The 26,851-nt window shown below is 69.3% G+C and carries 27 protein-coding genes; 10 read left to right on the top strand and 17 right to left on the bottom strand.

The annotated features are described in order from the left end of the window. Nucleotides 1–2: 2 nt before the first annotated feature. The 4 genes from ACFU5M_RS00260 to ACFU5M_RS00245 all read left to right on the top strand — a co-directional run bounded on the left by ACFU5M_RS00260 (nt 3) and on the right by ACFU5M_RS00245 (nt 3,618). Nucleotides 3–1,220 (top strand): amidohydrolase family protein, encoded by a 1,218-nt coding sequence (locus ACFU5M_RS00260; protein WP_379041523.1) that lies wholly within the window; start codon nt 3–5, stop codon nt 1,218–1,220. Further along, entirely contained in the window at nt 1,207–1,623 is a 417-nt protein-coding gene (locus ACFU5M_RS00255; protein WP_379041521.1) for a nuclear transport factor 2 family protein, read from the top strand. Before ACFU5M_RS00260 ends, ACFU5M_RS00255 begins: the two co-directional genes overlap by 14 nt. Before the next feature lie 73 nt (nt 1,624–1,696). Further along, entirely contained in the window at nt 1,697–2,809 is a 1,113-nt protein-coding gene (locus tag ACFU5M_RS00250) for an acyl-CoA dehydrogenase family protein (protein WP_379041519.1), read from the top strand. 53 nt (nt 2,810–2,862) lie between these two features. After that, nucleotides 2,863–3,618 (top strand): acyl-CoA dehydrogenase family protein, encoded by a 756-nt coding sequence (locus ACFU5M_RS00245; protein ID WP_379041877.1) that lies wholly within the window; start codon nt 2,863–2,865, stop codon nt 3,616–3,618. Between the two features lie 68 nt (nt 3,619–3,686). Here ACFU5M_RS00245 and ACFU5M_RS00240 read toward each other — a convergent pair whose 3' ends face one another. Both ACFU5M_RS00240 and ACFU5M_RS00235 read right to left on the bottom strand, forming a co-directional pair. Continuing rightward, nucleotides 3,687–4,190 (bottom strand): hypothetical protein, encoded by a 504-nt coding sequence (locus ACFU5M_RS00240; protein ID WP_379041517.1) that lies wholly within the window; start codon nt 4,188–4,190, stop codon nt 3,687–3,689. A 155-nt stretch (nt 4,191–4,345) separates the two neighbouring features. Further along, nucleotides 4,346–5,131, bottom strand: coding sequence for an enoyl-CoA hydratase (locus tag ACFU5M_RS00235; protein WP_379041515.1), 786 nt, complete (start codon nt 5,129–5,131; stop codon nt 4,346–4,348). Between the two features lie 274 nt (nt 5,132–5,405). On the opposite strand from ACFU5M_RS00235, the gene ACFU5M_RS00230 reads away from it, so the two are divergent. Next, on the top strand, nt 5,406–6,059 hold the full coding sequence (locus ACFU5M_RS00230) for a TetR/AcrR family transcriptional regulator (RefSeq protein ID WP_379041513.1): 654 nt from the start codon (nt 5,406–5,408) through the stop codon (nt 6,057–6,059). A gap of 44 nt (nt 6,060–6,103) precedes the next feature. Then, the gene (locus ACFU5M_RS00225) at nt 6,104–6,910 is read left to right on the top strand and encodes an acyl-CoA thioesterase (RefSeq protein WP_379041511.1); all 807 of its coding nucleotides are present in this window, start codon (nt 6,104–6,106) and stop codon (nt 6,908–6,910) included. An 8-nt stretch (nt 6,911–6,918) separates the two neighbouring features. On the opposite strand, the gene ACFU5M_RS00220 is transcribed toward ACFU5M_RS00225, so the two are convergent. Both ACFU5M_RS00220 and ACFU5M_RS00215 read right to left on the bottom strand, forming a co-directional pair. Then, entirely contained in the window at nt 6,919–7,800 is an 882-nt protein-coding gene (locus ACFU5M_RS00220) for an ArgK/MeaB family GTPase (RefSeq protein ID WP_379041509.1), read from the bottom strand. A 31-nt stretch (nt 7,801–7,831) separates the two neighbouring features. Further along, nucleotides 7,832–8,977: a thiolase family protein gene (locus ACFU5M_RS00215; protein WP_379041507.1), complete on the bottom strand. Its 1,146-nt coding sequence runs from the start codon at nt 8,975–8,977 to the stop codon at nt 7,832–7,834. A gap of 123 nt (nt 8,978–9,100) precedes the next feature. Here ACFU5M_RS00215 and ACFU5M_RS00210 point away from each other — a divergent pair, with 123 nt between their 5' ends. After that, nucleotides 9,101–9,865, top strand: coding sequence for an SDR family NAD(P)-dependent oxidoreductase (locus ACFU5M_RS00210; protein WP_379041505.1), 765 nt, complete (start codon nt 9,101–9,103; stop codon nt 9,863–9,865). 44 nt (nt 9,866–9,909) lie between these two features. Here ACFU5M_RS00210 and ACFU5M_RS00205 read toward each other — a convergent pair whose 3' ends face one another. Beyond that, on the bottom strand, nt 9,910–10,494 hold the full coding sequence (locus ACFU5M_RS00205) for a helix-turn-helix transcriptional regulator (protein WP_379041503.1): 585 nt from the start codon (nt 10,492–10,494) through the stop codon (nt 9,910–9,912). A 489-nt stretch (nt 10,495–10,983) separates the two neighbouring features. On the opposite strand from ACFU5M_RS00205, the gene ACFU5M_RS00200 reads away from it, so the two are divergent. Further along, nucleotides 10,984–11,460 carry a GNAT family N-acetyltransferase gene (locus ACFU5M_RS00200; RefSeq protein ID WP_379041501.1) on the top strand — a complete coding sequence of 159 codons (477 nt, stop codon included), beginning with the start codon at nt 10,984–10,986 and terminating at the stop codon, nt 11,458–11,460. Nucleotide 11,461: 1 nt separating this feature from the next. Then, nucleotides 11,462–12,283 (top strand): hypothetical protein, encoded by an 822-nt coding sequence (locus ACFU5M_RS00195; RefSeq protein WP_379041499.1) that lies wholly within the window; start codon nt 11,462–11,464, stop codon nt 12,281–12,283. A gap of 12 nt (nt 12,284–12,295) precedes the next feature. On the opposite strand, the gene ACFU5M_RS00190 is transcribed toward ACFU5M_RS00195, so the two are convergent. The 8 genes from ACFU5M_RS00190 to ACFU5M_RS00155 all read right to left on the bottom strand — a co-directional run bounded on the left by ACFU5M_RS00190 (nt 12,296) and on the right by ACFU5M_RS00155 (nt 21,360). Beyond that, complete coding sequence (locus tag ACFU5M_RS00190; protein WP_379041497.1) at nt 12,296–13,267, bottom strand: SCO2521 family protein; 972 nt, start codon at nt 13,265–13,267, stop codon at nt 12,296–12,298. A 1-nt stretch (nt 13,268) separates the two neighbouring features. Then, nucleotides 13,269–14,279 (bottom strand): SCO2522 family protein, encoded by a 1,011-nt coding sequence (locus ACFU5M_RS00185; protein WP_379041495.1) that lies wholly within the window; start codon nt 14,277–14,279, stop codon nt 13,269–13,271. Beyond that, on the bottom strand, nt 14,280–15,197 hold the full coding sequence (locus tag ACFU5M_RS00180) for an SCO2523 family variant P-loop protein (protein WP_379041493.1): 918 nt from the start codon (nt 15,195–15,197) through the stop codon (nt 14,280–14,282). A 7-nt stretch (nt 15,198–15,204) separates the two neighbouring features. Further along, the gene (locus ACFU5M_RS00175) at nt 15,205–17,055 is read right to left on the bottom strand and encodes an SCO2524 family protein (protein ID WP_379041491.1); all 1,851 of its coding nucleotides are present in this window, start codon (nt 17,053–17,055) and stop codon (nt 15,205–15,207) included. A gap of 163 nt (nt 17,056–17,218) precedes the next feature. Beyond that, the gene (locus ACFU5M_RS00170; RefSeq protein ID WP_379041489.1) at nt 17,219–17,986 is read right to left on the bottom strand and encodes an enoyl-CoA hydratase/isomerase family protein; all 768 of its coding nucleotides are present in this window, start codon (nt 17,984–17,986) and stop codon (nt 17,219–17,221) included. A 3-nt stretch (nt 17,987–17,989) separates the two neighbouring features. After that, entirely contained in the window at nt 17,990–19,078 is a 1,089-nt protein-coding gene (locus ACFU5M_RS00165) for an acyl-CoA dehydrogenase family protein (RefSeq protein ID WP_379041487.1), read from the bottom strand. Further along, the gene (locus tag ACFU5M_RS00160) at nt 19,065–19,970 is read right to left on the bottom strand and encodes an acyl-CoA dehydrogenase family protein (protein ID WP_379041485.1); all 906 of its coding nucleotides are present in this window, start codon (nt 19,968–19,970) and stop codon (nt 19,065–19,067) included. The genes ACFU5M_RS00165 and ACFU5M_RS00160 overlap by 14 nt, the downstream gene beginning before the upstream one ends. Further along, entirely contained in the window at nt 19,948–21,360 is a 1,413-nt protein-coding gene (locus tag ACFU5M_RS00155; protein WP_379041483.1) for a class I adenylate-forming enzyme family protein, read from the bottom strand. The genes ACFU5M_RS00160 and ACFU5M_RS00155 overlap by 23 nt, the downstream gene beginning before the upstream one ends. 75 nt (nt 21,361–21,435) lie before the next feature. On the opposite strand from ACFU5M_RS00155, the gene ACFU5M_RS00150 reads away from it, so the two are divergent. Beyond that, a complete protein-coding gene (locus ACFU5M_RS00150) occupies nt 21,436–22,479 on the top strand; it encodes a 2Fe-2S iron-sulfur cluster-binding protein (protein ID WP_379041481.1) in 1,044 nt (347 codons plus the stop codon). Nucleotides 22,480–22,813: 334 nt separating this feature from the next. On the opposite strand, the gene ACFU5M_RS00145 is transcribed toward ACFU5M_RS00150, so the two are convergent. Genes ACFU5M_RS00145 through ACFU5M_RS00130 form a run of 4 tightly spaced genes read right to left on the bottom strand, consistent with a single transcriptional unit; the run spans nt 22,814 to nt 26,826 of the window. Beyond that, complete coding sequence (locus ACFU5M_RS00145; protein ID WP_379041479.1) at nt 22,814–23,860, bottom strand: CaiB/BaiF CoA transferase family protein; 1,047 nt, start codon at nt 23,858–23,860, stop codon at nt 22,814–22,816. Next, nucleotides 23,857–24,813, bottom strand: a complete 957-nt coding sequence (locus ACFU5M_RS00140) for an LLM class F420-dependent oxidoreductase (protein WP_379041477.1) — start codon at nt 24,811–24,813, stop codon at nt 23,857–23,859. Before ACFU5M_RS00140 ends, ACFU5M_RS00145 begins: the two co-directional genes overlap by 4 nt. 37 nt (nt 24,814–24,850) lie before the next feature. Beyond that, entirely contained in the window at nt 24,851–25,249 is a 399-nt protein-coding gene (locus ACFU5M_RS00135; RefSeq protein ID WP_379041475.1) for a cobalamin B12-binding domain-containing protein, read from the bottom strand. After that, complete coding sequence (locus tag ACFU5M_RS00130; protein WP_379041473.1) at nt 25,249–26,826, bottom strand: methylmalonyl-CoA mutase family protein; 1,578 nt, start codon at nt 26,824–26,826, stop codon at nt 25,249–25,251. Before ACFU5M_RS00130 ends, ACFU5M_RS00135 begins: the two co-directional genes overlap by 1 nt. Nucleotides 26,827–26,851: the final 25 nt, after the last annotated feature.

The raw sequence follows: 26,851 nt of genomic DNA, 5'->3' as shown, positions 1-26,851 counted from the left end.
CCGTGGCGCCGCTGACACTGAAGGCCGCCGGTCTGCTCGACCTCGACACCGGTGCGATCGTCCGGCCCGGCGTCCTGCGGATCGAGGACGATCGGATCGCCGGTGTCGGCGGCGCCGTCGCCGGCGAGGTCGTCGATCTCGGCGACCTCGTCCTGCTGCCGGGTCTGATGGACATGGAGGTCAACCTCCTCATGGGCGGCCGCGGGGAGACCGGTCTGGCCTCCAGCGTCAAGGACGATCCGGCGCTGCGCGTACTGCGCGCGGTGGGCAATGCCCGCCGGACCCTGCGCGCCGGTTTCACGACCGTCCGCAATCTCGGGCTGTTCGTGAAGACCGGCGGCTACCTGCTGGACGTGGCGCTGGGCAAGGCGATCGACGCGGGCTGGATCGAAGGCCCGCGCATCGTGCCCGCCGGGCACGCGATCACGCCCACGGGGGGCCATCTGGACCCGACCATGTTCTCCGCCTTCGCGCCCGACGTACTGAAACTCACCCTCGAGGAGGGCATCGCCAACGGCGTGGACGAGGTGCGCAAGGCGGTGCGGTACCAGATCAAGCACGGCGCGCAGCTGATCAAGATCTGCGTCTCCGGCGGGGTCATGTCGCTCACCGGAGCGCCGGGTGCACAACACTATTCGGACGAGGAGTTGCGGGCGATCGTCGACGAGGCGCACCGGCGCGGGCTCAAGGTGGCCGCGCACACCCACGGCGCGGACGCGGTGAAGCACGCGGTGCACGCGGGCATCGACTGCATCGAGCACGGATTCCTCATCGATGACGAGGCGATCGACCTGATGGTGGAGCACGGCACCTGGCTGGTGCCGACCACCCGGCTGGCCGACGCCATGGACGTCTCGAAAGCGGACCCCGCGCTCCAGGCGAAGGCGGCCGAGATGTTCCCGAAGGCCCGCACTTCCGTGCTGGCCGCTTACAAGGCGGGCGTGAAGATCGCGGTGGGCACCGATGCCCCCGCGATTCCGCACGGCCGCAACGCCGACGAGCTCGTGGCGCTGGTCGAGCGCGGACTGCCGCCGCTGGACGTACTGCGGGCCGCGACGGTGGCCTCGGCCGAGCTGGTCGGCGTGGAGGACCGCGGCCGGCTGGCGGAGGGGTTGCTGGCCGACGTGATCGGCGTTCCCGGCGACCCGGTGCGGGACATCACCGTCACCCGGGACGTGCGCTTCGTGATGAAAGGCGGAAGAATTCATGTCCAGAAGTGACGATCTGCTGGAGATCCAGCAGGTGCTGGCCCGGTACGCGGTGACCATCACCAAGGGCGACATCGAGGGCCTGCTCGCGGTCTTCACACCGGACGGCAGCTACAGCGCCTTCGGCGACACCTACACCCTGGACCTGTTCCCGGAACTGGTCGCGGCCGCGCCGAAAGGCCTGTTCCTCACCGGGACACCGGCACTCGACATCGACGGCGACACCGCCACCGGCACCCAGCCGCTGTGCTTCGTCGAGCACAGCACGCACGACATGCGCATCGGGTACTACACCGACACCCTCGTGCGCACCGCGGACGGATGGCGGTTGCGAACGCGCGCGATGACGTTCATCCGCCGCAACGGCGAGCACGACTCCGGGATCCCGCACGCTTTCGAGCGTTCCAAGGCATGAGCACGTCGCAGCCCCTGCCAGGCAGCTTCCGCCATCGCGCGGGGCCTTCGGCTCGGGCGAGAACGGACATCGCATGACCGCGGGCGCCGACCCGAACGGGGACGTCGCCACTTTCCGGTCGAACCTGCGCGCCTGGCTGGAGGTCAACGACCTCACCCCCGGCCCCGACCACTCGCTGGACGGACAGGTCGAACAACTGCTGCGCGTACGGCGTGCCTTGTACGACGCGGACTGGATGCGCTACGGCTGGCCCACCGCCGTGCACGGGCTCGGGGGCCCCGCCGCCCTGCGCGCGGTGCTCGGTGAGGAAGTCGCCTCCCGCGACCTGGCCGAACCCGGCATCTATTCGATGATCGAAGTGCTCGCGCCGACAGTGATCTCCTACGCGCGACCGGAATTGGCCGCCGCGATGGTGCCGCTGCTGTTGTCCGGCCGCGAGCAGTGGTGCCAGGGTTTCTCCGAGCCCGGATCGGGCAGCGACCTGGCCTCGCTGGCCACCAAGGCGACGCCACGCGGTGACAACTGGGTGGTCAACGGCCAGAAGGTGTGGACCAGCCTGGCCCAGTATGCCGCTCGCTGCGTGCTGCTAACCCGCACCGGGCCCGGCCACGACGGCATCACCGCCTTCTTCGTGGACATGGATTCGCCCGGCGTCACCGTCCGCCCGTTGCGCACCATGCACGGCGTGGACGAGTTCGCCGAGGTCTTCTTCGACGACGTACCGGTGCCGGGCGACCGGATGCTCGGCGCACCCGGCGACGGCTGGCGGGTGGCGATGGATCTGCTGCCCTATGAACGCTCCACCTGTTTCTGGCACCGGATCGCCTACTTGTTCACCCGGCTGGACCGGGTGCTCGAGCAGTCCACGATCGCCGACGACGCCGATCTCGGCGCCGCGTATCTGGCGCTGCACACGGTGCGGTGCCGCTCGCACACGACGCAGCGGCGCCTGGCGGGCGGCGCCCGGCTGGGGGCGGAGACGTCGGTCGACAAGGTGCTGCTGGCCACCGCCGAGCAGCGGCTGTTCGACACCGCGCGCGATCTGCTGCCCGGTGCGGTGGAACTCGCCGACTCGCCGTGGCGCACCGAGTTCCTCTACTCCCGCGCGGCGACGATCTACGGCGGCACCGCCGAGATCCAGCGCAATATCATCGCCCGCCGCCTGCTGAACCTGGGCAAGGAGTGACCGTGGCCGAAGCCGGATTCGACCGGGCCGAACTGGACCTGCTCACCGAGTCGATGCGCAAGGCCATGTCGGCTGCCACCGGTCCGGAACTCGACAGGGCGCTGGCCGGGCTGGGCTGGCCGGAACTGCTGGCCGAATGGCCCGATGTCGCCGTCCCGCTGGTGTTCCGGCTGCTCGGTGAGACCGGCGCGCATGCCGCGGTCCTCGACGACGTCGTCCGGCACGCCGCCGGATACCCGGGCCCCGGTCCTGTCCCACTGCCGTTCACAGGCGAGGCCTGGGTGGTCTGGGACCGCGACGGCAAGCCCGGCGCAGCCGTCGACGAGGAGCTGCCGCTGCGCAGCGTGGCGACCGGAACCGAGCTACCCCGGCAGGCCGTCGCGGCCGCGCGGCGCGCCCTCGGCTGGTGGCTGCTCGGCACCGGCCACACGATGCTGACACTGGCGCGCGGGCATGTGCTGGAACGCACCCAGTTCGGACGCCCGCTCGCCTCGTTCCAGGCGGTCCGGCACCGGCTCGCGGAAACCCTCGTCGCGCTCGAGGGCGCCCAGGCCGCCCTGCACAACGCCGAGGGCGAATTCGGAGCTCTGCTGGGCAAGGCCGCCGCGGGCCAGGCCGCGCTCACCGCTGCCCGGCACTGCCAGCAGGTGCTGGGCGGCATCGGCTTCACCGCCGAGCACGACTTGCACCGGCACGTCCGCCGCACCCTGGTTCTGGACGGACTGTTCGGCAGCACAAGGGAACTCGTCCGCGAGGCGGGTGCGCACATCCGCGCCGCAGGTTCCGCTCCTCGGATAGCGCAGCTGTAGCCGATACCCGGCGAAAGGCCCGGCACCGGAAACCACTCCGGCGCCGGGCCTTCGGCGTGTATCGGTGATCAGCAAGCCGGCGACGTACCGCCCTGGAGGGTCATCAACGCGCAGAACGTGGCCGTGGCGACCTTCCACTGGCCGCCGTCCTCGACCGCCTGCCCGGTCTGGTTCGGCAGCACCGGATTACCGCCCATCAGCAGCGTGTAGGTGACATCGGCGTTCTTCGCGTCCACGAGCTTCACCGCCGAGACCGTCACCGACGTGCCCTGAGACTGCGGGTTGCCCGCCTGCGCTTGCAGGATCGGCAGGAAGACATCGCCTTTCTGTACCAGCGCGGCCTTCTGCTCCGGTGGGGTCGAAGGGCTGAAGAAGCTCGTGTACACGTCGGTGATCGCCTTGGTGGTCGCCGCGTCGGCCTGGGCGGGCGCCGCACTGGTCGCCGGGGCGGCCGACGTGCTCGACGCGGTGCCGGTCGATTCGTCGTCGTCACCGCAGCCGGTCAACGCCGCGGCCGCGACGACGGCCAGGCCACAACAGGCTACGGCCTTGCGAAGGAGGGAAGCGCGCATGGAAATCCTCGTTTTCGGAAAGGGAACAGCGAGGGCGCCGGGCGCACACGCGCCCGATCGCCGGTGGATCGCACGGACACGGTGTCCCTTTCGAGGCGGCAAGGGCCGTGCGAATACTGCCGGAGCACTCCGGCAGATGATGGGGGCGGACCGGATTACCGCATGTTGGCCTTCATGTCGTCCAGTCGGACCAGGATCGGGAACCCGTTGACGCTCAGCGCGTTGCCGTGGCCGGTCTGGTGCACGTCGAACACGGATTGGATCGCGGCGTAGAAACCTTGCACGTCCAGTGTCTGGTTGACCGCGCGCTTGGCCTGACGCAGCCCGAACGGGGGCATCGTCGCGATCTGCGCGGCCAGTTCCCTGGTCTGCTCGTCCAATTCGGCGCGCGGCACCACCTTGTTCACCATGCCGACCTGCCGCGCCTCCTCGGCGGTCACCGGCCGGCCGGTGAACAGGATCTCCTTCGCCTTGCGCGCGCCGAGTTCCCAGGTGTGGCCGTGATACTCGACGCCGCCGATACCCATGAGCACCACCGGGTCGGAGAACAGCGCGTCGTCGGCGGCCACGATGAGATCGCACGGCCAGCACAGCAGCAGGCCACCCGCGATGCACCGGCCCTGCACCGCCGCGATGGACGGTTTCGGCACGTTGCGCCAGCGCAGCGAGTACTCCAGGTAGCGGCGTGACTCCAGCCCGTAGATGCGGTCGAGGGTGATCTTGCTCGGGTCCGGCCACGATTTGTCTTTCAGATCGTGGCCTGCCGAGAAGTGCTTGCCCTCCCCACGCAGCACGATGACCGCGACATCGTCGTCCGCCGCGGCGCGTACCCACGCGGCGTCGAGCTGGTCGAGCAGTTCGCCGTTCTGCGCGTTGGCCGCCTCGGGCCGGTCGAGGGTGATGGTGGCGATCCGGTCCGCGACCTCATAGCGAATGTACAAAACGAGCTCCTCGCGTGCGGGAAGGCCGGGCGGGTACCCGGCGACGACGGCGCGCCGAAGTGCGGCCAGGCCGGCCGGAGCGGTGCCCAACGACCATCGCGGCCTGCCTCCTTCCCGCATCGGTGCCTGATTGGCAGCGAGAATAACATTCTCGATATAGGAAAGGATAGTCTCGCCGGAGGGTCGGACACGGTGACCCAGGAACCCGATGACACACCGTTCTCCGGTACAGTGCATTCATGTTCTCTCCATATGACCGAGGACCGAGGCGCCCGTGACCAGCCCGAGCGAGAAACCGGCCTGGAAGCAGCGCGCCGTCGAGCGCTCTCTCCGCACCGCCAAGCTGCGCGCCGAGGAGCGCGTGCAGCGGTTCCTGGACGCCGCCCAGGCCATCATCACCGAGAAGGGCAGCACGGACTTCACGGTGCAAGAGGTCGTCGACCGCTCCCGGCAATCTCTGCGTAGTTTCTACCTGCAGTTCGACGGCAAACACGAGCTGCTGCTCGCGTTGTTCGAGGACGCGCTGAGTCGCACGTCCGATCAGCTGCGCGCCGCCGCCGACGGCCAGACCGACCCGCTGGACAAGCTCCAGGTGGCCGTCGAGCTGTTGTTCGAGCTGTGCAGGCCGGATCCGTCGGCGCAGCGGCCCTTGTTCACCGATTTCGCACCGCAGCTGTTGATTTCGCATCCCGATCACGTGAAGGTCGCGCATGCGCCGATGCTGGCCCTGTTCACCGAACTGATGGATCTGGCCAAGGACGCCGGGCAACTGCGGCCGGAGGTCAACTCCCGCCGGACGGCGGCCATGGTGATGCAGACCGTCATGTTCACCGCGCAGTCCGCGGGAGCCTCCGATGACGAGACACAGCATCCGATCACCGCGTCCGAAGTATGGAACTTCTGCGCACACGGTTTCGCTCGCGGTTGAGAACACTATTCTCCTTCGGGAGAATCTGACTTACACTCGGGCTCATGCCCGATCTGTGGAGTGATCTCGTCTCCTGCCTCGACTTGTCCGCGACCTCCTCCGGCGACGACGTCTTCGAGGGCCGCAATCTGCGGTTGCCCTACAGCCGGGTGTTCGGCGGGCAGTTGCTCGGCCAGTTCGTCCGTGCGGCCACCGCGGGCGTCCCCGACAAGTCGATCAAGTCCTTGCACACGGTGTTCGCACGCGAGGGCCGCACCGACGAGCCGATCCGCTACCGGGTGCACCGCCACCACGCGGGCCGCTCCTTCGCCACGCTGTCGCTGATCGCCGAGCAGTCCGGCGGCGTCGTGGCGACCGCCTCGGTTTCCCTGCACGCGGAGGAACAGGGCCCGCACCGGCAGTCCGTCGCGGCGCCGCCGGAGCTGTTGTCCGCCGAGCACAAGGTGGAATGGGATCTGCTGCCCTGGGAGACTCGCGCCGGCGTGGACCTCGACGATCTCGGCGTCGGCGCACCGGAGTTCGAGTTCTGGATGCGCACCCCGGAGGTCGATCCGGCACTGGCACCCGCCCTCACCGCCTACGCGACCGATCTCACGCTCATCGGCACCGCCCTGCTGCCGCTGGACGGGTACGCCCAGAGCGGCAACGGCACCGCGTTCGTCTCGGCCGTCACCTCGCACACCCTCTGGTTCCATCGGCGTTTCCGCACCGACGAATGGTTGCTGCTGCGCCAGCACAGCCCGCTGCTCGCGCAGGCTCGCGCCTACGGCCGGGGCGACATCCTCACCGCGGACGGCACCCTGGTGGCCTCCTACGCCCAGGAAGCCATGGTGCGCCTCCCCCAGACCTGACAACGGCGTCACTCCGGGGTCGGCAGCAACAGTTCGGCCGCGCGGTAGGCGTCGCATTCGCCCGCGGCGACGGCCGCGGCCAGCCGGTCCAGATCGGCGTGCGCGCGCAATCGCGTCTGCGCCAGCGAGAGGATCTGCGCGCGGGCCCGCGCCGTGCGCCGCGCCGGGCTGTCGGCGCGATGGTGCGCCTCGATCGCCTCCGCCAATTCGGCGACCCGCTCGCCGCGCGCGGCGACCAGAGTGAGGATCGGCACGTCGGATTCGGCGCGCAGATCACGCACGGTCTGTTCGGCGCCCGCCCGGTCCGCCTTGTTGACCACCAGCAGGTCGGCTACCTCGAGCAGACCGGCCTTCGCGGCTTGGACCGCGTCCCCCGCGCCGGGATTCAGGATCACCAGCGTGGGATCCGCGACCGCCGCGATCTCGATCTCCGACTGTCCCACCCCCACGGTCTCCAGCAGCACGACGTCGTAGCGCAGCGCGGCGAGTAGCCGGATGGCGGCCGGAACCGCGGCGGACAGTCCGCCCAGATGTCCGCGCGCGGCCAGCGACCGGATCAGCACACCGGGATCATCGATGTGCTGCGCCATGCGGATCCGGTCCCCCAGCAGCGCTCCCCCGCTGTAGGGCGACGACGGGTCGACCGCCAGGACCGCGACCCGCAGCCCGCGCGCCCGGTACACGCCGGCCAGCGCGGCGATCGTGGTCGACTTGCCCGCGCCGGGCGGGCCGGTCACGCCGATCACTCGGACGGCTCGCGGCTCCAGCGCGGCTTGCACCTCGTCGCGGCGGTCCCCTTCGACCAGACTCAGCAACCGGCCCGTCGCCCGCGCCGATCCGGCGCGCGCCTGGGCCAGCAACTCGGCGACGGTCGCCGACGCCAGGGTCACGCCCATTCCGGTGCTGCGCTCGGTGATCCGGTCACGGAGCGGGGACCTCGATGACCGTGGCCGCACCCATGCCACCGCCCGCGCACATCGCCGCGATTCCCAACCCACCACCGCGACGCCGCAATTCGTGCACCAGCGTGACGATCATGCGGGCTCCCGATGCGGCCACCGGGTGCCCGAGGGAGCAGCCGCTTCCGCTGACGTTCACCTTGTCCGGATCGAGGTCCAGTGCGCGGATCGCCGCGATCGGGACCGAGGCGAAGGCCTCGTTGATCTCGATCAGCCCGACCGCGGACAGCGAGATCCCAGCCCGGTAGACCGCTTTGGTGATCGCCTCGATCGGCGCGAGACCGGTATCGGCGGGATCGACGCCCACCGACGACCAGGCACGGATATAGCCCAGCGCGGGCAGGCCCAGCCGGTCGCTGGCGATGGCGAGCGCGGCGGCGCCGTCGTTGGCGCCGGAGGCGTTGCCCGCGGTGATCGAAAAGCCCTCGATCTCCGGATGCAGCACTTTGAGCGCGGCCAGTCTCTCCGCACTGGTGTCGCGCCGGGGATGTTCGTCGGTGTCGAACAGGCCGTGCGGGGTCTCGATGGGCACGATCTCTTCCTTGAACCGGCCCTCGTCGATGGCGGCGATCGCGTTGCGGTGCGAACGCAGTGCCCAGGCGTCCATCTCGGCACGAGAGATGCCGGCCTTCACCGCGGCGTTCCAGCCCACGGTGATGGACATGTCCAGCGCGGGCGCGTCGGGGCGGTCCGGGTGGCTCGGGGACACCCACGGGTCGATCCACTCGTCCGCACCGACCCTGAACCGCGCCTTGGGAGCGGTGGATTCGGAGTTCACCCCGCCCGCGATCACGAGCTCGTCCATGCCGGAGCGAATCCCGGCCGCGGCCGTCTGCACCGCGGACATTCCCGCCGCGCAATGCCGGTTCTGAGCCAGGCCCGGCACCGTGGTCAGTCCCGTGGTCACGGCCGCGTGCCGGGCCAGCACGCCGCCGCCGTAACGGCCCTCACCCAGGACGACGTCATCGATCCTGGCCGGATCGAGACCCTCGGCGGTCGCGCCCACCACGTGGTGAGCCAGATCGAACGCGTTGGTGTCGCGCAGCGTTCCCTTTCGTGCGGTACCGATGGGCGTCCGCAGCGCGGACACGATGACGGCTTCGGGCATCGGGGGCCTCCATTCCGGGCGACGCGATTGCGGCGCGGCGATTTTTCGGTGATCATGCCGAAAGGGTTATGAGAACATTATTCTCTCAAGTCGAGAGTATGAGTTGCAAGATGGGATTACGATATGCAGATCAGTGGAAGCTCCGCGCTCGTCGTCGGCGGGACCGGCGGCCTGGGCGAGGCGACCGTGCGGCGCCTGCACGCCGCCGGGGCGAAGGTCGTGGTCGCCGATGTCGCCGATGAGAAGGGCAAGCAGCTCGAGACCGAACTCGGGACCCGCTACGTGCACACCGACGCCACCGACGAGGACTCCGTGCTAGCCGCCATCGCGGAGGCGGAATCGCTCGGGCCGCTGCGCATCTCGGTCGACACCCATGGCGGTCCCGCGACGGGCGGCCGCCTCATCGGCAAGGACGGCGCGCCCCTGCCCCTCGACGGTTTCCGCACCACCATCGAGTTCTATCTGACCGCCGTGTTCAACGTGCTGCGTCTCGCGGCGGCCGCGATCGCGAAGAACGACCCCCAGGAGGAGGGCGGGCGCGGCGTCATCGTGAACACCGCCTCGATCGCCGCGTTCGAGGGGCAGATCGGTCAGCTGCCCTACGCCGCGGCCAAGGGCGGCGTCGTCGGGATGACCCTGGTGGCCGCCCGCGATCTGTCGCCGGTGGGCATCCGCGTGGTGACCATCGCCCCGGGCACCGTGAACACGCCCGCCTACGGCAAGGCCGCCGACCGGTTGGAGGCGTACTGGGGTCCGCAGGTGCCGTTCCCCAAGCGTATGGGCCGTTCCGAGGAGTACGCCAAGCTGGCTACCGCCATCATCGAGAACGACTATCTCAACGGCGAAGTCATCCGGCTCGACGGCGCCTTGCGGTTCCCGCCGAAATAGCCGCCGAACCGTCAGCAGGTTCGGCGGAATTCGAGACGCTCCGGTCATTCATGAGAAAGACCGAAGTTCTCTCCGACGTGGGCAATTGTGGCCCAGCGGTCTATCAGGCGGCGGCATGCGTGGATGAGCTCTGGTGGGTGGAGTTCGGTGAGTTCGGTGTCGAAGGTGGCGAGGATGCCGGCGATGCCGGCCCACGACCAGGCGCCGAGAGTGAGTCGGCAGTGCTCGGTGTCGAGGTGTTCGACGACCGAACCTCCTGGTGCCCAGCGGGCCACGATGTGAGCGGGCAGGTCGAGCCGGGCGGTGCCCGTGTATGGCCAGGCTGCGGGGCTGTCGCCGCGGTCGTGGGTGCTCATCACGAATTGGGCGAGGTTGTCGCCAGGAAGCGCGCGGGCGGAGAAATGCTGGGTGGTGGGGCGGGGGTGCAGTCGATCGACGCGGTGAACTCGCCATTGGTGGTCGGTGAGGTCGTAGGCGACCAGGTACCACCGGGCGGCCCAGACGACCAGGTGATGGGGCTCGATGCGGTGGGCGGGCAGGAAGTCGGGGTCACCGGGTCCGGGGCGTGTGCCGTCGGCACGCAGTGTCTCGGTGACGAGTAGGATTCCATGGCGGTGGATCCTGGCCACCGACACCACCCTCGGCGCCGCAGCCACCGCCGTGAGCACCCCGATTCTGGCCGCAGCCGCTCGGCTACGTCACTGACCAGCCACGCGACACCCAGTGCAGCAGCCGCGGGCGGCGGCGCTCGGGATCAGCGCCCACTGGATAGGCCATACCACCCTGACCTTCGTCGAACGGCATTCGGCATCGCCGTCACGCAGGCCTACGCCGGCCACGAGGACGGACGTTCGGCGGGTGGACCTACCACGTTCACCTACATCGAGGCCGGACTGCTGGACGTGACCGAGGCACTGATCGCATCAATCGGCGAGCCTCATCCGCTGCTGCCGAACGCCGAGCGAAATCCCCTGTCACCGAGCAGTTGGCAACGGTCCAGCGACCCAGAACCATGAGATAACGTAACACGCAATAAACCCACTTTTGTGGCGGGTTCGCTGCGGAATGGGTGTTCTAAACTGGAATCGGACGGCCTATGCCCTGGCAGTAGGGAGCGGATGAACATCGCCAAAGCGCCTCAGCCGGAATACCGGCAGGCCTGCTTCGCCGATATCGAAGACATCGCGGCCATCGAGGCCGAGGTGTTCGCCGAGCCGTACCTGTACCTGATGCTGCGCCAGCTGTTCGACCTGCACGGATCCGAATGGCTGGTCGCGGAGGTGGAGGGGGCCGTGATCGGTTACGCGCTGACTTTGGAGAAGTCCGGCCGGGCACTGCTGTTCACCTTCGCGGTGGCCAAAAGATATCAGGGCGAAGGGTACGGCCGCGTCCTGTTGAACCGCGCCTTGCAGACCTGCCGGAAGGTGGGCGCCGAGGTGCTGTATTTGACCGTGCGGCCGGACAACCAGTCGGCGAGCGATCTGTTCAAGCGAGCGGGGTTCGAATTCGTCGAGCACGACGACCGGTATTTCGGGCCGGGGGAGCCGCGCGACGTTTTCGAGTACCGGTTGAAGGGTCGCCCGCTAGACTCGTGACATGGGGGAGATTTCGCCCTTCGTCGCATCCATCTCGACTCGGATCGCAAGGCGCGCGGACGAATACACCGCCGCGATTGATCGGGGTGAGCGCCCGGAGCAGGCCGAACTGGAGCAGTTCATCGCGCATGCCGAGGCGATCCTCGCCGACTACGACCCGCCCAGTGCCCGGCGGCACTCCGACTCTCTGGTATTCCGGCACCTCTACGCGGCCGCGCGGCAACCGGTGCCGGACGAAGCGGACTGGCGGGTGCCGAGCGCTATCCCGGCGGCACTGCTGGCCGCCGAGATCGAGTTTCGCGGTCCGCTCCGGCTGAGCAGCCGGCAGAACACCATGCTGGCCGAGGAGTACGAACTGTTGGGCGCGCAACTCTCCGCGGCCGGATTGCCCGCTCATGCGGCGCTGGCCTACCGGAGAGGGGCCGCGCTGTACCGGATGAACGAGGACGACGAGGCCCAGGATCGCTGCGGTCTGCGATTGGCCCGGGCCCGTACCCTCGCGCTGCCGCCGGGCCCCCGGCGCTGGCCGGGGCAACTGTCGTATGTGCTGTGCGGCTACGGTTACCGGCCGTTCTGGCTGCTCGGCTGGGTGGCCGTGCAGCTGGTGCTGTTCACCGTCGCCGCTGTGCTCCTGAGCGGAATCCCCTCGTCGGCTGCCACCGTCTACACGTGCGTGACCGGCTTCATCAATCCACTGGGCCCGGGTGACACAGAGAATCTGCGTCCGGCGGCCCGGCCGCTGTTCGCCGTCGAAGCGTGGACCGGCACGGTGTCGATGTCGGTGTTCTTCGCACTGCTGGTGCGCAAGTGGTTCCGGATGTAGCCGCGACGGACGCTACCATTCGGTGTCGAAGGCCTTGTGCTGCAACATATTCAGTGTCGCGACGACGATTCGGTTCTGCAGCTGGGCAACGAGGGCGTTCCACTGCCGGGACAATCCTGGATCGACCTGCAGCTCCCGCCACAACGCGCGCATCGACGCCGGGGTGTGCGCTCCCGGCATCCACAGCCCCGCGAGGTCTTCGAGCACCGGGGCGAGGATATCGGTGCGTTTGCGGCTGTGCGAGGGGAAGCGCTGGGCCTCCGCCAGCGCGGCGGCGACGACGGTCAGCAGCCAGTCGTGCGCGGCGAGATCTTCGCAGAATCGTTGCGCATCATCCAGATCCGCCTCGTCGCGCACGATCATCCGGACCGTGCGAAGGGCGCCGTCGTCCAGGTGCAGCGCGGCGGCGGGGCCCGCGCTGCCCCCGATCCGGGCAGTCCAGCGCAGCCGGGTGGTACCTGCCCGCACCGAGGGCGTCTGATCCAGCCCGGGGTCGGCGCGCAGGCGATTCAGCAGGCGTTCGCTGATCGAGGCCAGGTCCAGTGTGTCCATATCGGCCGGGCCGGTGAGATACCCCTCCACCAGAGCTTCACCGGCGGTGGCTCGTTCGGGAATGCGGCTGATGACCTCGCTCACCCCCTTCTGGCTGAGGTAGTGCGACCAGGTTTGCCTGCGCCGGCCCGCGGCGCGCACCACCCGGGTGCACGCGGTGGATTGCAGCACACGTCCGCCGGTCAGGGCGGCGCTGGTCGCCACGGTTCCGACGATATGCGCGGTCTGCTCGCCCAAGGCCAGATCGCAGTCGACGCCCACCGCGGTGGTCGGCGACACCGCCAGCGTGCCCGGCCGCTCCCGCCAGCGCACCGTGCAGCCCGGCATGAGCGCCAGCAGATCGCAGGCCTCCGCACCGGTCAACGCGGTCGACGACGGCAGCAGGCAGGTGCGCACTTCACCCAGGACGACCAGAGGCGTGGTCGCGGCCATGTCAGGCCCCGTCGAGCAGCAGGTGGGAGAGCCGATCGCTGATCTTGCGCGGCACCGCCACCGGCGGCACCTCGGCGGCCCCGCGGGCGATGATCTGCTCGACCACGTCGTCGTCGAGGTCGAGGTGGTCGAGCACCAGCCGCACCGCGTGCTCGATGCCGATGTACCGCTTGGGCAACATCGAAAGCGTCTTGTACGCGGCGAACGGCGCGGCGGAGGGATTGAGCTGCACCACCGGCGGCAGGTCGGGCCAGCGGCGCGGCGCCGGGTCCTCGCGCCGCCACGGTTGCGGATCCACCACGGCGGCACCGTGATAGCGCAGCATGCCGAGCCGCAGCAGATGCCAGACGGCAGCCAGAAACGGGCACGACCAGCGCGTGGCCGTCACCCCGTCGACGACATGCCTGCTCCACAATTCCACGTCGAGGAAGATCGAATGCTCCCGGCGGCCGAACTCCTCCGGTGGCTGATAGGTCCGCCTGCGCATGGCTTGACCGTGTTCGTCATCCGACGACCGGCGCCCGTTGCACAACCAGCCCGATTCCGCGGTCGGCGGCCTGCGGCCGGTACTCGGCGGCGCGGGCTCGGCGACGATGCGCGCGGCCACCATCTCCGCCACGGGAATCGGCTCACCGACCACCACACCGTCGACGAACTTCGAGGCCCGCCAGCAGCCGGACTCGCGCGCCAGATAGTCGATGACCAAGCCGGATTCCTCCGCGGCGTCCAGCAGCTTTGTGAGCACGGCGGAGGGATCGGTGTCGGGGTGGAAGTAGTCGTCGATGAGATAGCAGGTGCTCACGCGGGCGTTCGGACCGAACTGCACCTTGACCGACTCGACGAATGCCGACACCAAGGGGACGATGCGACGGAACTCCGCGGTGACCCGTTCGATGTCGGAGGTGATGTCGTTGAGGTAGAAGTGCCCGACCTCGATCGACAAGTGCGACAACGGAACCGAAGCGATCCGAGGCTGCTCGGTCGCCTCGCTGTAGCCCTGTGTATCCCGCATCTACAGCCTCTCCCAAGTGGCGTTGTCGACCAGTCGGCGAGCCAGTTCGGCATAGGCCAGCGCGGTCTCGGCGTTGGCGATCTGAGCGTTCACGTCGGCATCGAGGATGAGCTGTTCGCGCCGCTGCAACACCGGTTCCATGGGGGTGTCGCCGAGCTTCGCGGTCGCGCCGAGCCGTTTGGCGGTGGCCAGCCGCCGCAACGCGGTGTCCTGCTCTTGCAGCCACGCCGCCTGCGCCGGGCGCTGAGCGACCCCGTCCCAATTGGCGTCGGGCACCGCGGTGCGCACATAGCGCACCGAGCCGAGCAACTCCTCCGGGTCGTGGCCGCATTCGGCGCCTGCCTTCAGCAGACCGTGCGGGCCGTACACCAGACCGGCGGCGGCCACGATGTGCTGGCGAGTCCAGCGGTGGAAGATCAACCAGCGAGCGGTGCGCCTGCGCAACTGCGGCAACGCGGTGGCCTGCAGGACGATCTGCAGGGCAGCCGAGCGGCCCGCGCTGAGATCCACGATCACGACGCGGAACTCCTGATCCAGCGCCACCAGCAGTTCCGCGCATCGCTCCACCACGGCGTCGTCGTCGGTGAGGAATTCGGCGCCGCCCTCGTCCCCGGGCAGCAGCACGAGCCGGCCCGAGTTGGGACCGATCCGGCGCAGGTCCGGCCGATCGGTCGCCGCGCCCACATCGACGCGGGCCACGGTTCCGCTCTCACCGAGCAGGTAGGAATGCACGCCGCCGCGCGGCACACCGCGTTCGGCCGCTCCGACCTCGAACAGCGCACCGGCGGTCGGCGAGCCGAGGTCGAAGTCGGCGTAGGCGACGTCGAGGCCGGAAAGACACAGCCGGTAGGCGATATTGCAACTGGTCACCGAGCGTCCGGTGCCGCCCTTGTCGGAGGTGGAGAACACCAGCACCATGCCGCCCCTACCGCGTCGCGTCCCGGCGGGCGTACGCCAGTTCGTCGAGCTGGACCAACGCCTGAGTGGCCAGGCTGTACGCGGTGCCGGGACGCTCGCGCAGCACCCGGCGGGCTCGGTCGAGCGATTGCCGGATTCGGTTGACCGCGGCCTGTTTCGGCGAGAAGTCCTGGCCTTCGACCTCCAGTTCCTCCTGATTGAGCAAATGCTCGGCCTCGCTGAGCAGGTCCACCGCGCGGGCGACCATCGCCTGGGGAGCCAACGGGGGTTGCTCGAAAGTGCTGTAGGCGATGACCAGGCACTCCATCATCCGCTCCGTGACGAACCAGGACGGCCCTTCCGGCCCCGCGTCCGCCGAGCCGACCAGCCTGCCGATGTCGTCCCACAGGCCGATCACCGGGCCGTCCCGCAGCACTCGCTGGTCGAGATGATCCATCGCGGCTTCGGCCAGCGCCATCAGCCGGTCGCGGGTGTCCACGTCGGTGCGCAAGCGCGCGGCCTGCAGGCAGCGTTTGAGCAGCATGGTCGCGAAATCCGGGACGTACCAGATCAACTGGGGCCCCTCGGCGGCGTCCTCGCTGCCCGCCAGGTTCAGTCGCACACCCGGATAGTGCAGCGGCGCCGCGGGATCGCCCACGGTGAACCGGCTGGTGATGCGTCCGCGGCGGGCCAGTTGGTCGAGCACCGCCACCGTGCGGGTCAGATCCTCGGTGCTCTCCCGGTAGACCAGGTCCTGGATGAGCATGGCGGTGACCACGAGACTGAAGTACTCCGATTCCTCGCCGTCGGCGGTGCGCCACGGGATGTCCTCGAGCGGCCAGCGCCCGCTGCCGAAGCGAGCGACTCTCGACCAGTAGTTGCGGGTCAGCTCGAAGCGCAACTGCAGCGCGTCGGCGAGGGTGCGCTGCTCGTCGGTCAGCAGATCCAGTTCCCGGATGCGCTGCGAGGACAGGTCGATGATGCCGTCCAGGGCGACGGCGGTGAAGTACAGATACGGGCGGGCTTCGGCGTGCCCGGTAGCGCTGCTGACCCGGCCGGGCACGAGGTCGATGGATTCGGCACTGCGCACGATGCCCCAGCTCCATCCGCACTCGAACAGCCGCCCGTCGTCGGCGATGTCGATCTCGGTTGTCTGGCTGAGCCTGACCTCGTTGGCCGCCTGCACCCGCAGGCGTTCCAGCTGGGTCGACAACCGTTCGATGATCTCGTCGGGTGGTGTGCGGGTCTGATTGAGCATGTAGATGATCGACTGCCCGAACTCGGTATTCGGCTCCGGTGTGTGGATGACGAAACTGCGGACCAGCCCCGCCATCGCCGCGGTGAGCCGCGCGCTGACCAGTTCGATCACCGCCGGAATCCGCTCGCGCAGTTGCCTGGCCTCCAGCCGGACCTCGCCGCTGACGAAGCGCAGGAATCCGCGCAGGAACCGCAGCGCCGCGATGCACAGGCTCAGTGACATCGAGTAGGAGTCGACCACCTCCACAGCCGATTGCGCGTCGGTGAGCGGGCTGCCGTCGCTGGAGCGCAAGTAGGAGCCGCTGGCGAAGACCGGTTCGCCATCGGCTTCGGTGTAGCGGCGTAGATAGTCCTCCACCAGGGCGACCAGGACACCCCCGATCCGGGTCTCCTCGCCGAGCGGGGCCAGTGCGGACCTGATGTCGGAACTCATGTCGTTCGGTTGATCCAGCGCGAACGCTTCGATCTCGGTCGCCGGATACAACAGGCAGAGCAGTTGCTCGGCGTCACTGATGGAATTGGCGCCGTCGCGTCCGCCCCAGATCCACGTTCCGTCCGGATAGGAACAGGCGAGCACCGCTCGCCACAGCTCGAGCAGCTGCTGCCTCGGCCGAATCCTCATCTGCTGTCGGACCTCGCCCCCCGCGTTCGACCGGCCGCGCCGGACGTCGTTACATAGAGTGTGCCCCGCGGAGGTTCACTTAGCCAAGCACCGTTTACGGGGGCAGGGTTGCTACGGGATGTCCTGCGCGAGCGGATTCTTCGCGATCCTCGGCGATCCGGCGTCAGCCCCGGTCCGCGGTGAGGGCGGTGATCACCGCCCGGAAGTCCGCGGTCTGGAAAGACAGGTCCTCCGCGGTGGTCGCGTAGTCCAGGGTTGCCAGCACCGCGCGTTCCAAGTGCAGGTTCAGCAGGCGCTTGGTGCTCTCGACCGCTTGGCGGGGCAGTTCGAGGATGCGTTTCGCGCAGGCCAGCGCCTCGGTGCGCGGATCGGCGACCACGTGGTTGACCAATCCCATCTCGCGGGCCCGCTCGGCGGGGATCTTCGCGCCGGTGAGCGCGTACTCCTTGGCCAGCAGCAAGCTGGTGTGCAGCGGCCAGGTCAGCGGTCCGCCGTCCGCGGCGACCAGCCCCACCTGGACGTGCGGGTCCTTCAAGTAGGCGGTCTCGGCGATGTAGGCGATGTCGCTCAGCGCGACCAGACTGCATCCCAGGCCCACCGCGGGGCCGTTCACCGCCGCCACCACCGGCACCCGGCACCGGGCCATGCCGAGCACGATGTCGCGGCCGTGCGCGATCGTCTTGGCGCGCAGCTCGGCGTCGCTGCCCAGCTCGGCGAGATAGGCGAAATCCCCGCCCGCCGAGAACGCCTTGCCCGCGCCGGTGAGCACCGCGACCCGCGCCTCCCGGTCGTCGGACAGCCGGGGCCAGAGCCGGGCCAGGCCGGCGTGCAGGTCGTCGTTGACGGCGTTGAGCGCGTCGGGCCGGTTGAGCGTGATGATCCGAATCGCTCCGTCGGCTGAAACGTGGATCTCGTCCGGCAAGTCGTACATGGGTCAAACTCCTAATCCGAGGATGCGCGAGGCGATGATGTTCTTCTGGATCTGCGAAGTGCCGCCCATGACGCTCTGGGCGCGGCTGTAGAAATAACTGCCGAGCAATTCCGGATCGTCCGTGCCGCCGACCGCCAGCGCCGCGTGCCCGACCGCCTGGTCCACCCAGGTCATGAGCAGTTTGTCCAGTGAGCCGTCGGGACCGTGCACCACGCCGTCCAGCTGTTCGGACAGCCGCCGCCGCACGTGCAAGCGCAGCATCTCGGTCTGCACCGCCGCCCAGGACAGTTCCTCCGGGGCGGGACCGTCGAGCCGGGAAGCCAACTGACGCACCAACTTTCCGTAGCGGGCCGCATACCCGAGGGTGGAAGGCTCGCGTTCGTGCCCGACGACGGTCATCGCCAGCTTCCAGCCATCGCCGGGCTCGCCCACCATCTGATCGGCGGGCACCGTGGCGCCATCGAAGAACACTTGCCCGAATTCCCTGGTGACGCCGCTGATCATGGCCAGCGGTCGCTGCTGCACACCGGGCTGGTCCATGGCGATCACGAACGCCGAGATGCCCTTGTGCCGTGGCGCTTCCGGGTCGGTCCTGGCCAGCAGCAGGCACCAGTCCGCGACGTCGGAATAGCTTGTCCAGATCTTGTGCCCGTGCACGACGTAGTGGTCGCCGTCGCGGGTCGCGGTAGTGCGCAGTGCGGCGAGGTCGGAACCCGCACCCGGCTCGCTGAAACCCTGACACCAGCGCTGGGTGCCGTCGATCATGCCGGGCAGGAAGCGACGCCGCAGTTCCTTGCTGCCGTGGCGGCCCAGACCCTGGACGAGGTAGCCGAGGCTGGGGCGCGGCGGCGCGCCGGCCAGTACGAGTTCCTCGTCCACGATCACGTCGTAGACCGGGGGCAGCTCATGGCCGCCGAATTCGCTCGGCCAGGACAATCCGAAGAATCCCGCCGCGTACAGCGCGCGATGCCATTCGCCCTGGCGCGCCCAGTAGTCGTCGCCCGAGGTCGGGAACTTCCCGGCCGTCTCGGCCAGCCAGGCGCGCAGGCGCGTGCGAAATTCGGCCTCCTGCGGTGAATCACGAAAGTCCAAGGTCGATCTCCTCCAGGCGAACGGGGAACAGTTCGGTCGAGACCAGCGCGCGCCGCAGGTAGACGTGGGCGAGGCAATCCCAGGTGTTGCCGATGCCGCCGTGCACCTGGATCGAGGTCTCGCAGACGGTGCGGGCGGCCCGCGCGGTGTAGGCCTTGGCGATCCGCGCGGCCTGTAACGCTCGCACCGGAGCCAGTTCGTCGACCGCCCAGGCCGCGTGCCGCAGCACGCTGATCGCCCCTTCGATCAGCGCTCGGTTCTCGGCCAGCAGATGCGCCACGGCTTGGTAGGACCCGATCGTGCGACCGTACTGCTCGCGGACCTTCGCGTACTCGACCGCGAGATCTTGCGCGCCACGGGCGACGCCGAGCAGGTCTGCGGTGGTCGCGGTGACGGCGAGCGCGTGCCATCGGGCGGTCGCGCCTGGCGCGAGTGCGCCGATGTGCTGCCGTCGCTCCGCGACCGACGCGGTGCGCCGGGTCAGATCCGCGCCGGGCAGTGCGGCGCCCAGCGGTGCGGCCAGGACCTGCTCGCCGGCGACGAGCAGTGCCCATTCGCTGCCACGCGCGTCGACGGCGCGGTCACCGACCGCGATCGTCCAGTCGCGATCGTCGGCGCCGCAGCGCACGCGCAGGTCGTCGGCGAGAACCGGGCCGAGGAAGGCGACGTCGAGCAGGCCGCGGCCGAACTCCTCGGCCACGATCGCGACCTCGACGCCGGAGGCGCCGTCGGTGCGCAGGGCACGCCAGCCGGTGGCGGCCACCGCTCGCTCCAGGCGGGCCAGGCGGTGCTCGTCGTCGAGCCCGGCGACCGACCCGGGGCCGAGGTCGTCGGCCAATTTCGCGGCGGCGTCGCGCAATTGCCGTTGTTCACCGGTCAGACGGACGTCCATAGCGCTCCTTGAGTACTCGGCGCAGCGCCTTGCCCGAGGGCAGGCGCGGGATCTCGGGCACGAACACGATGCGGTGTGGACGCTTGTAGCGGGCCAGGCGCTCGCCGACCAGAGCGATCAGCTCGTCCGCGGTGACCGCCGCGGCGCCGGCCACCGCCGCGACGATCGCCTCGCCGTCCGCGGCGTCGGGCTCACCGAACACGGCGCAATCGGTCACCTCCGGGTGGCCGTGCAGGACGGCTTCGATCTCGGCGGGCGCCACCTGGAAACCGCGGACCTTGATCATTTCCTTGGCCCGGTCGGTGAGCCGGATCCAGCCTTCTTCGTCGACGTAGCCGACGTCGCCGGTGCGGTACCAGCCGTCGTCGAAGGCGCGTGCGGTTTCCTCGACGGGCAGGTATCCGGCCATCACCGACTCCGCGCGGCATTGGATCTCGCCGATCTCCGTGGGCGGCAGAACTTCTCCGGTGTCCAGCGCGACCACCCGCACCCGCACACCGGGCGCGGCCTTGCCCACCGTGTCCAGCCGCGGGTCGTCCAGCGGGTTGCAGGCGATCACCGGTAGCTCGCTCGCGCCGTAGGCCGGTACCCAGCGCACTCCCGTGCGCCGGGTGACGGTCTCGGCCACACCGGCCGTCACCGGCGTCGCGCCCCACATGATGTAGCGCAGCGAACCGAGGTCGTAGGACTCGAGATCCGGGTGCCGGGCGAGAGCGAGAGCGATCGGCGCGACGGCCATCTCGACGGTGATCCGGTCGTCCTGGATGCAGCCGAGCATGGTCTCCAGGTCGAAGCGGCGGTGCAGGCGCATCCACGCACCCGCCCGCAGCGCGGTCACGATGTTGAGCAGACCGAGGATGTGCGAAGGCGGCGTGGCGATCTGGATCCGGTCACTCGCGGTCAGGCCGAGCACCCCCGCCCACTGCCGCACCGCGACCGCCAGCGACGCGTGGCTGTGCCGCACCGCCTTCGGCATCCCGGTGGTGCCGGAACTGAACACCAGCACCGCGTCCGAGGCCGGGTCGGGCGGCGCGTCGTCGCGGCGCACGGGGATGATCGGTGCGTCCAGGTGCCGCATCGGCAGTAACTCGGCCAGCACCGGATTGTCGCCGACGCCGCGGCCCGGCCCGGCGACCGCCACCGCGTGCGCGACCTCGTCGTGCTTCCACGCCGGACTGATCAGCACCGCGGCGGCGCCGAGCCGCCAGATCGCCAGCACCGCGACGACGAACTCCGGCCGATTCGACGACATCAGCGCCACCCGGTCGCCGGCGCGCACGCCGCCGTCTGCCAGTTCGGCCGCCAGACCGGCTGCGAGATCGTCGAGTTCGGTCCTCGGATAGGCCCGCCCCTCGAAGACGAGCACGCTCGAAGCGGTGGTCGAGAACATTTGAGAGATCCCGTCTCGTGAGTGAGAATATAATTCTCATTCGGATAGAATCTTCATACCAGGAGGACACGGTTCATGGCGAGACCCTCTTTGTTCCAACGCGCGACCGTGACCCGGATCGTGAAGGAGAGCGCCGACGCGCGCACGTTCGTGCTCGCACCGCACGACGGGCCGATCCCCTACCGCGCCGGACAGTTCTGCACGTTCAAGATCGCCGTGAACGGGACGGAGCTGTTCCGGTCGTACTCGATGTCGAGCGCGCCGGAGACCGACGGCGAATTGATGACGACGGTCAAGCGGGTGCCGGGCGGGGCCGTGTCGAACTGGATGCACGACAACCTCTCCGAGGGCGACGAGGTGGAGATGACCAAGGCGGCGGGGCGGTTCTGCCTGCGCGAGACCGACGTGCCGCTGCTGGGCTTCAGCGGCGGCAGCGGGATCACGCCGATCCTGTCGCTCACCAAGTGCGCGCTGGCCACCACACGGCGGCGGGTCCGGCTGCTGTGCGCGGACCGCGACGCGGATTCGATGATCTTCGAATCGGCTTTGGCCGAGCTGGCCCGGCGCCATCCCGGCCGGCTCGCGGTGGTCCGGCACCTGGACAGCGCGGGCGGCTTCCTCGACCCCGCGGCGGTGCGCGCCTTCGTCCGCGACGACGGCCATGCCGATCACTACGTCTGCGGACCCGAGGCGTTCATGGAGATGGTCGAACTGGCGCTCCCGGGTCCGGGGGTGGTGTTCAGCGAGCGGTTCGGTGCGCCCGCGCCCCTTCCCGACGCCGTGGACGACGCCCCGGCCGACAGCGTGACCCGCCCGTCGACGGCTCGTTCCGCAGCGCCCACGGCGGCGGGCACCGTGACGATCATCCTCAACGGCAAGAAGAAGACGGTGCCACGCAAAGACGGCGAGACTCTGCTGGAGAGCGCCCGCCGGGGCGGGCTGGCCCCGCCGTTCTCGTGCGAGGCGGGCAACTGCGCCACCTGCATCGCCAAGGTGACCACGGGAAGCGCGACGCTACGCCAGAACAACGCACTGACCGACGACGAACTCGACGACGGCTATGTGCTCACCTGCCAGGCCGTCCCGGACACCGACTCGATCACCGTCGACTACGAGTGAGCGGCGAGGCGGGTCCCGCGCAGTCGGGTTCCGCCTCGACATCGGCTGTGCCGCCGCGGCACCCGACTGCACTGTCCCGACACCCGACTGCGCCGTCGGCGTACGACGAGCGCGCCGCGTCGAGTCGGCCCGGGCATGCGGCGCACGGTGCGCAATTACACAGCGTCACAGCGAGATTTGTAGTCGCGTCCACACGTCCACGATCGGTTTACACGTTCTTCACGCGGCCCGGGCGACACCTGCGGCGGGGATAACGGCCGGGCTGCGGGCGACCGTGGGCGCGGGGTGCCGATGCTGGTGCCGGTCGCCCCCACCGAATCCGGCGTCGCGCTTTTCAGCCCCCGTGCTGGCCCAGTAGAGGTGGCGGCGTGTACTGCGGCTCATAGCCCGCGATCCGGATCGGGCTGCCGACGAGCCGGAAGCCCCCCGCCGTCACCACGGACTCCGGGCTTGTCTCCAGCGCCTCCGGCAGGTCACGGACCGCGGCGGCGGGAATTCCGAGCGAGCGCAGCCGCGCTTCCCATCCGGTCGCGGTGTCGGCCGCGAGGGCGGCGGTCACCGCCGCCAGCACCTCCACGCGACGGGCGACACGGTCGGCCATCAGCTCGAACCCGTCGACACCCGCCTCCGCGGCGAAGGTCTTCCAGAAGCCGTCGTGGGTCACGAACAGCGCGAGATAGCCGTCGGCAGTCGGGAAGAGCTGCGCGGGTACGTAATACGAGTGCGCCCCGAACGGGCGGCGCTGCGGCCGCTTCCCCTCGTTGAGGTAGGCGGCCGCGTGATAGTTCAACTGCGAGAGCATGACCTCGTACAGCGACACGTCGATCTGCCCGCCACGACCGGAGACGATCTGCGCCAACAGTCCCAGCGCGGCCGTCAGACCGGTCGAGTTGTCCGCCGAGGAGTATCCCGGCAGCGTCGGCGGGCCCGCGGGATCACCGGTGAGAGCGGCGATCCCGGCCGCCGCCTGGATCACGTAGTCGAAGGCCGGATCGTCGCCGCCGTACAGGCCGTAGCCGGTGATCGCGACGCAGACGATCCGCTCGTTCCACCGGCGCAGCGCGTCGTAGGTGAGACCGAGTCGCCGGATCGCCGATGGCTTGAGGTTCACCAGCAGCGCGTGCGAGCCCGCGACGAGTTCGCCGAGCCGCGCCTGCCCGTGCTCGCTGCCCAATTCGACGCGGATGCTGCGTTTGCCGCGGTTCAGGCTCGCGAAGTAGCTGTCGCTCACCTGACGGGAGATGTCACCGCCCGCCGGTTCGAGTTTGGTGACTTCCGCGCCCAAATCGGCGAGCATCATGGTGGCGTACGGGCCGGCGAGCATGGTGCCGACCTCGAGGATCCGGATCCCGGCCAGGGGCCCGGTGCCCGCTGGGCTCACCGCAACTCCCGGGCGAGTCCGGCGATCATCTCCCTGGTGCGTTGTTTGGACGCCACCAGTTCGTCACGGGTTTCGCCGATCGGCAGCAGCCGCACCGAGACATCCGTGGCGCCCGCCTCCGCGTAGCGGCGCAATCCGGCCGCGATTTGCGTTTCGTCACCCGCGAGGCAAAGGTCGCCGATGTCGCGGGCGTCGCCTTGGTCGAGCAGACGTTGATAGTTGGGGGAGATCTCGGCCTCGCCCAGAATGCGGTTGGCCCGCTCGCGCGCCTCGGCCACCCGGCCGGGCTCGCACAGGCACACCGGCAACCCGGCGACCACGCGCGGCGCCGGACGGCCCGCCTCGGCCGCCGCTTTGCTGATCTTCGGGACGACGTGATCGGCGATCGCCCGCTCGTCGGCCATCCACAGCACGGTGCCGTCGGCCTGCTCGCCCGCGATGCGCAGCATCACCGGCCCCAACGCGGCGATCAGCACCGGCACGTGCGCCACCGGCCCGAGATCGAGCGGGTTGTGCACGGTGAACGTCGCGTTCTCCACGTCCACCTGCCCCGGCCCGCGCAATCCGGCGTGCAGCACCTCGAGGTAGTCGCGGGTGTAGGCGGCCGGTTTGTCGTAGGGCAGGCCGAGCATGTCCCGCACGATCCAGTGATGTGACGGGCCAACGCCCAGCGCCAACCTGCCACCGGCCGCGGCATGCGCCGAGAGCGCCTGCCGCGCCAGGGCGACCGGATGCTGCGCCTGCAAGGGCACGACCGCGGTGCCCAGTTCGATCCGCGAGGTGCGCAGTCCCATCACGGCGATCGTGATCAGCGCGTCGAAATCGGTGGGGATCTGCGGGATCCACGCCGTGTCCAGACCCGCCGACTCCGCCCACTCGATGTCGCGCAGCATCCGTTCGAGTTTGCGCGCGGAGTCCCCCTTCTCCGGCCCGATCATCACTCCGATGCGCACAATCCCTCCAAGCTGTCCGAAGTCGGCACCCGGCCGGTCATGGAGCCGGGTGCCCGGTCAACGCGCGGATCTCGGTGACGAGCGTCTCCAGCGGAGTGCTCGTCGGAAACACCGCTGCCGCACCGGCTTCCAGCAGCCGGGGTACATCCGCCCGCGGGATGGTTCCACCGACCACCACCGCGATGTCGCCCGCGTCGGCGGCGCGCAGTGCGTCCACCACCCGCGTGGTGAGCGCGACGTGCGCGCCGGAGAGAATGCTCAGGCCGACGACGGCCACGTCCTCCTGCAATGCGATCGCGACGATGTCCTCCACACGCTGGCGGATTCCGGTGTAGACGACCTCGAATCCGGCATCGCGCAGCGTGCGGGCGACGATCTTGGCGCCGCGGTCGTGCCCGTCCAGGCCCGGTTTGGCGACCAGCACACGAGCGGGCATCAGAACACCACCGGCTGCTGGAACTCGCCCCATACCGACTTCAGTGCGGCGGTCATCTCGCCGACGGTGCAGTAGGCGTTCGCGCAATCGATGAGGCGATGCATCAGGTTCTCGTCTCCCTCCGCGGCGCGCGAGAGGGCCGCCAGGGTGTCGCGCACGGTCCCGGCGTCGCGCTCGGACCGCACGCGGGCCAGCCGCTTCAACTGCCGTTCGCGCCCGTCGGCGTCGAGTTCGTAGGTGCCGATGTCCGGCGCGGGCTCGTCGGAGACGAACGTGTTGACCCCGACCACCGGGCGCTCGCCCGATTCCACCGCCTGGTGCAACCGGTAGGCCTCGTCGGCGATCAGACCCTGCAGGTACCCGTCCTCGATACAGCGCACCATGCCGCCGTGCTGTTCGAGATCGCGCATGATCTCGATGATCGCGGCCTCGGTGGAATCGGTCAGCGCCTCGACGAAGTACGAGCCGCCGAGCGGGTCGGCCACCCTGGTCACCCCGGTCTCGTAGGCGAGCACCTGCTGGGTGCGCAGCGCCAGGGTCGCGGAATCCTCGCTGGGCAGCGCGAACGGCTCGTCCCACGCGGCGGTGAACATCGACTGCACGCCGCCGAGCACCGAGGCCAGCGACTCGTAGGCGACGCGAACCAGGTTGTTCTGCGCTTGGGGCGCGTAGAGCGAGGCGCCACCTGCCACACAGCCGAAGCGGAACATCGACGCCTTGTCGGTGGTGGCGCCGTAGCGTTCGCGCACGATGGTGGCCCACCGCCGGCGTCCGGCACGGTATTTCGCGATCTCTTCGAAGAAGTCGCCGTGCGTGTAGAAGAAGAACGAGATCTGCGGGGCGAACTGATCGATGGTCATCCGGCCGCGTTCGATCACGGTGTCGCAGTAAGTGACGCCATCGGCCAGCGTGAAGGCCATCTCCTGCACGGCGTTCGCCCCCGCATCGCGAAAGTGCGCGCCCGCCACCGAGATCGCGTTGAACCGCGGCACCTCGACCGCGCAGAACTCGATGGTGTCGGCGATCAAGCGCAAGGAAGGCTCCGGCGGCCAGATCCAAGTACCGCGCGAGGCGTACTCCTTGAGGATGTCGTTCTGGATCGTGCCGGTGAGCTTCGCGCGCGGCACGCCCTTCTTCTCCGCGGCGGCCACGTAGAAGGCCAGCAGGATCGCGGCGGTGCCGTTGATGGTGAAGCTGGTGCTGATCCGGTCCAGCGGGATGTTTTCGAAGAGCACTTCGGCATCGGCGAGGGTGTCCACCGCGACGCCTACCCGGCCGACCTCTTCGCTCACTTCCGGGTCGTCGGAGTCGTACCCGCACTGGGTGGGCAGATCGAGCGCGACCGACAGCCCGGTGCCGCCTTGCTCCAGCAGATAGCGGTAGCGGCGGTTGGACTCCTCGGCGGTGCCGAAGCCGGAGTACTGCCGGAAGGTCCACAGCCGCCCCCGGTAGCCGGTCGCGAAGTTGCCGCGAGTGAAGGGGTAGGCGCCCGGCGCGGGCGGATCGACCTTTCGGGCGTCCGGTCCGTAGCTCGGCTCCAGCGGTATCCCGGAGGAGGTCTGCACTTGGTTGTTCATCATTGAATACAGTACTTGCGAAAAA

This window comes from Nocardia sp. NPDC057455, from assembly GCF_042802775.1.
GTDB lineage: Bacteria > Actinomycetota > Actinomycetes > Mycobacteriales > Mycobacteriaceae > Nocardia.
The sequence above is the reverse complement of the archived record's forward strand: the minus strand, read 5'-3'. Positions and strand labels throughout refer to the sequence as shown.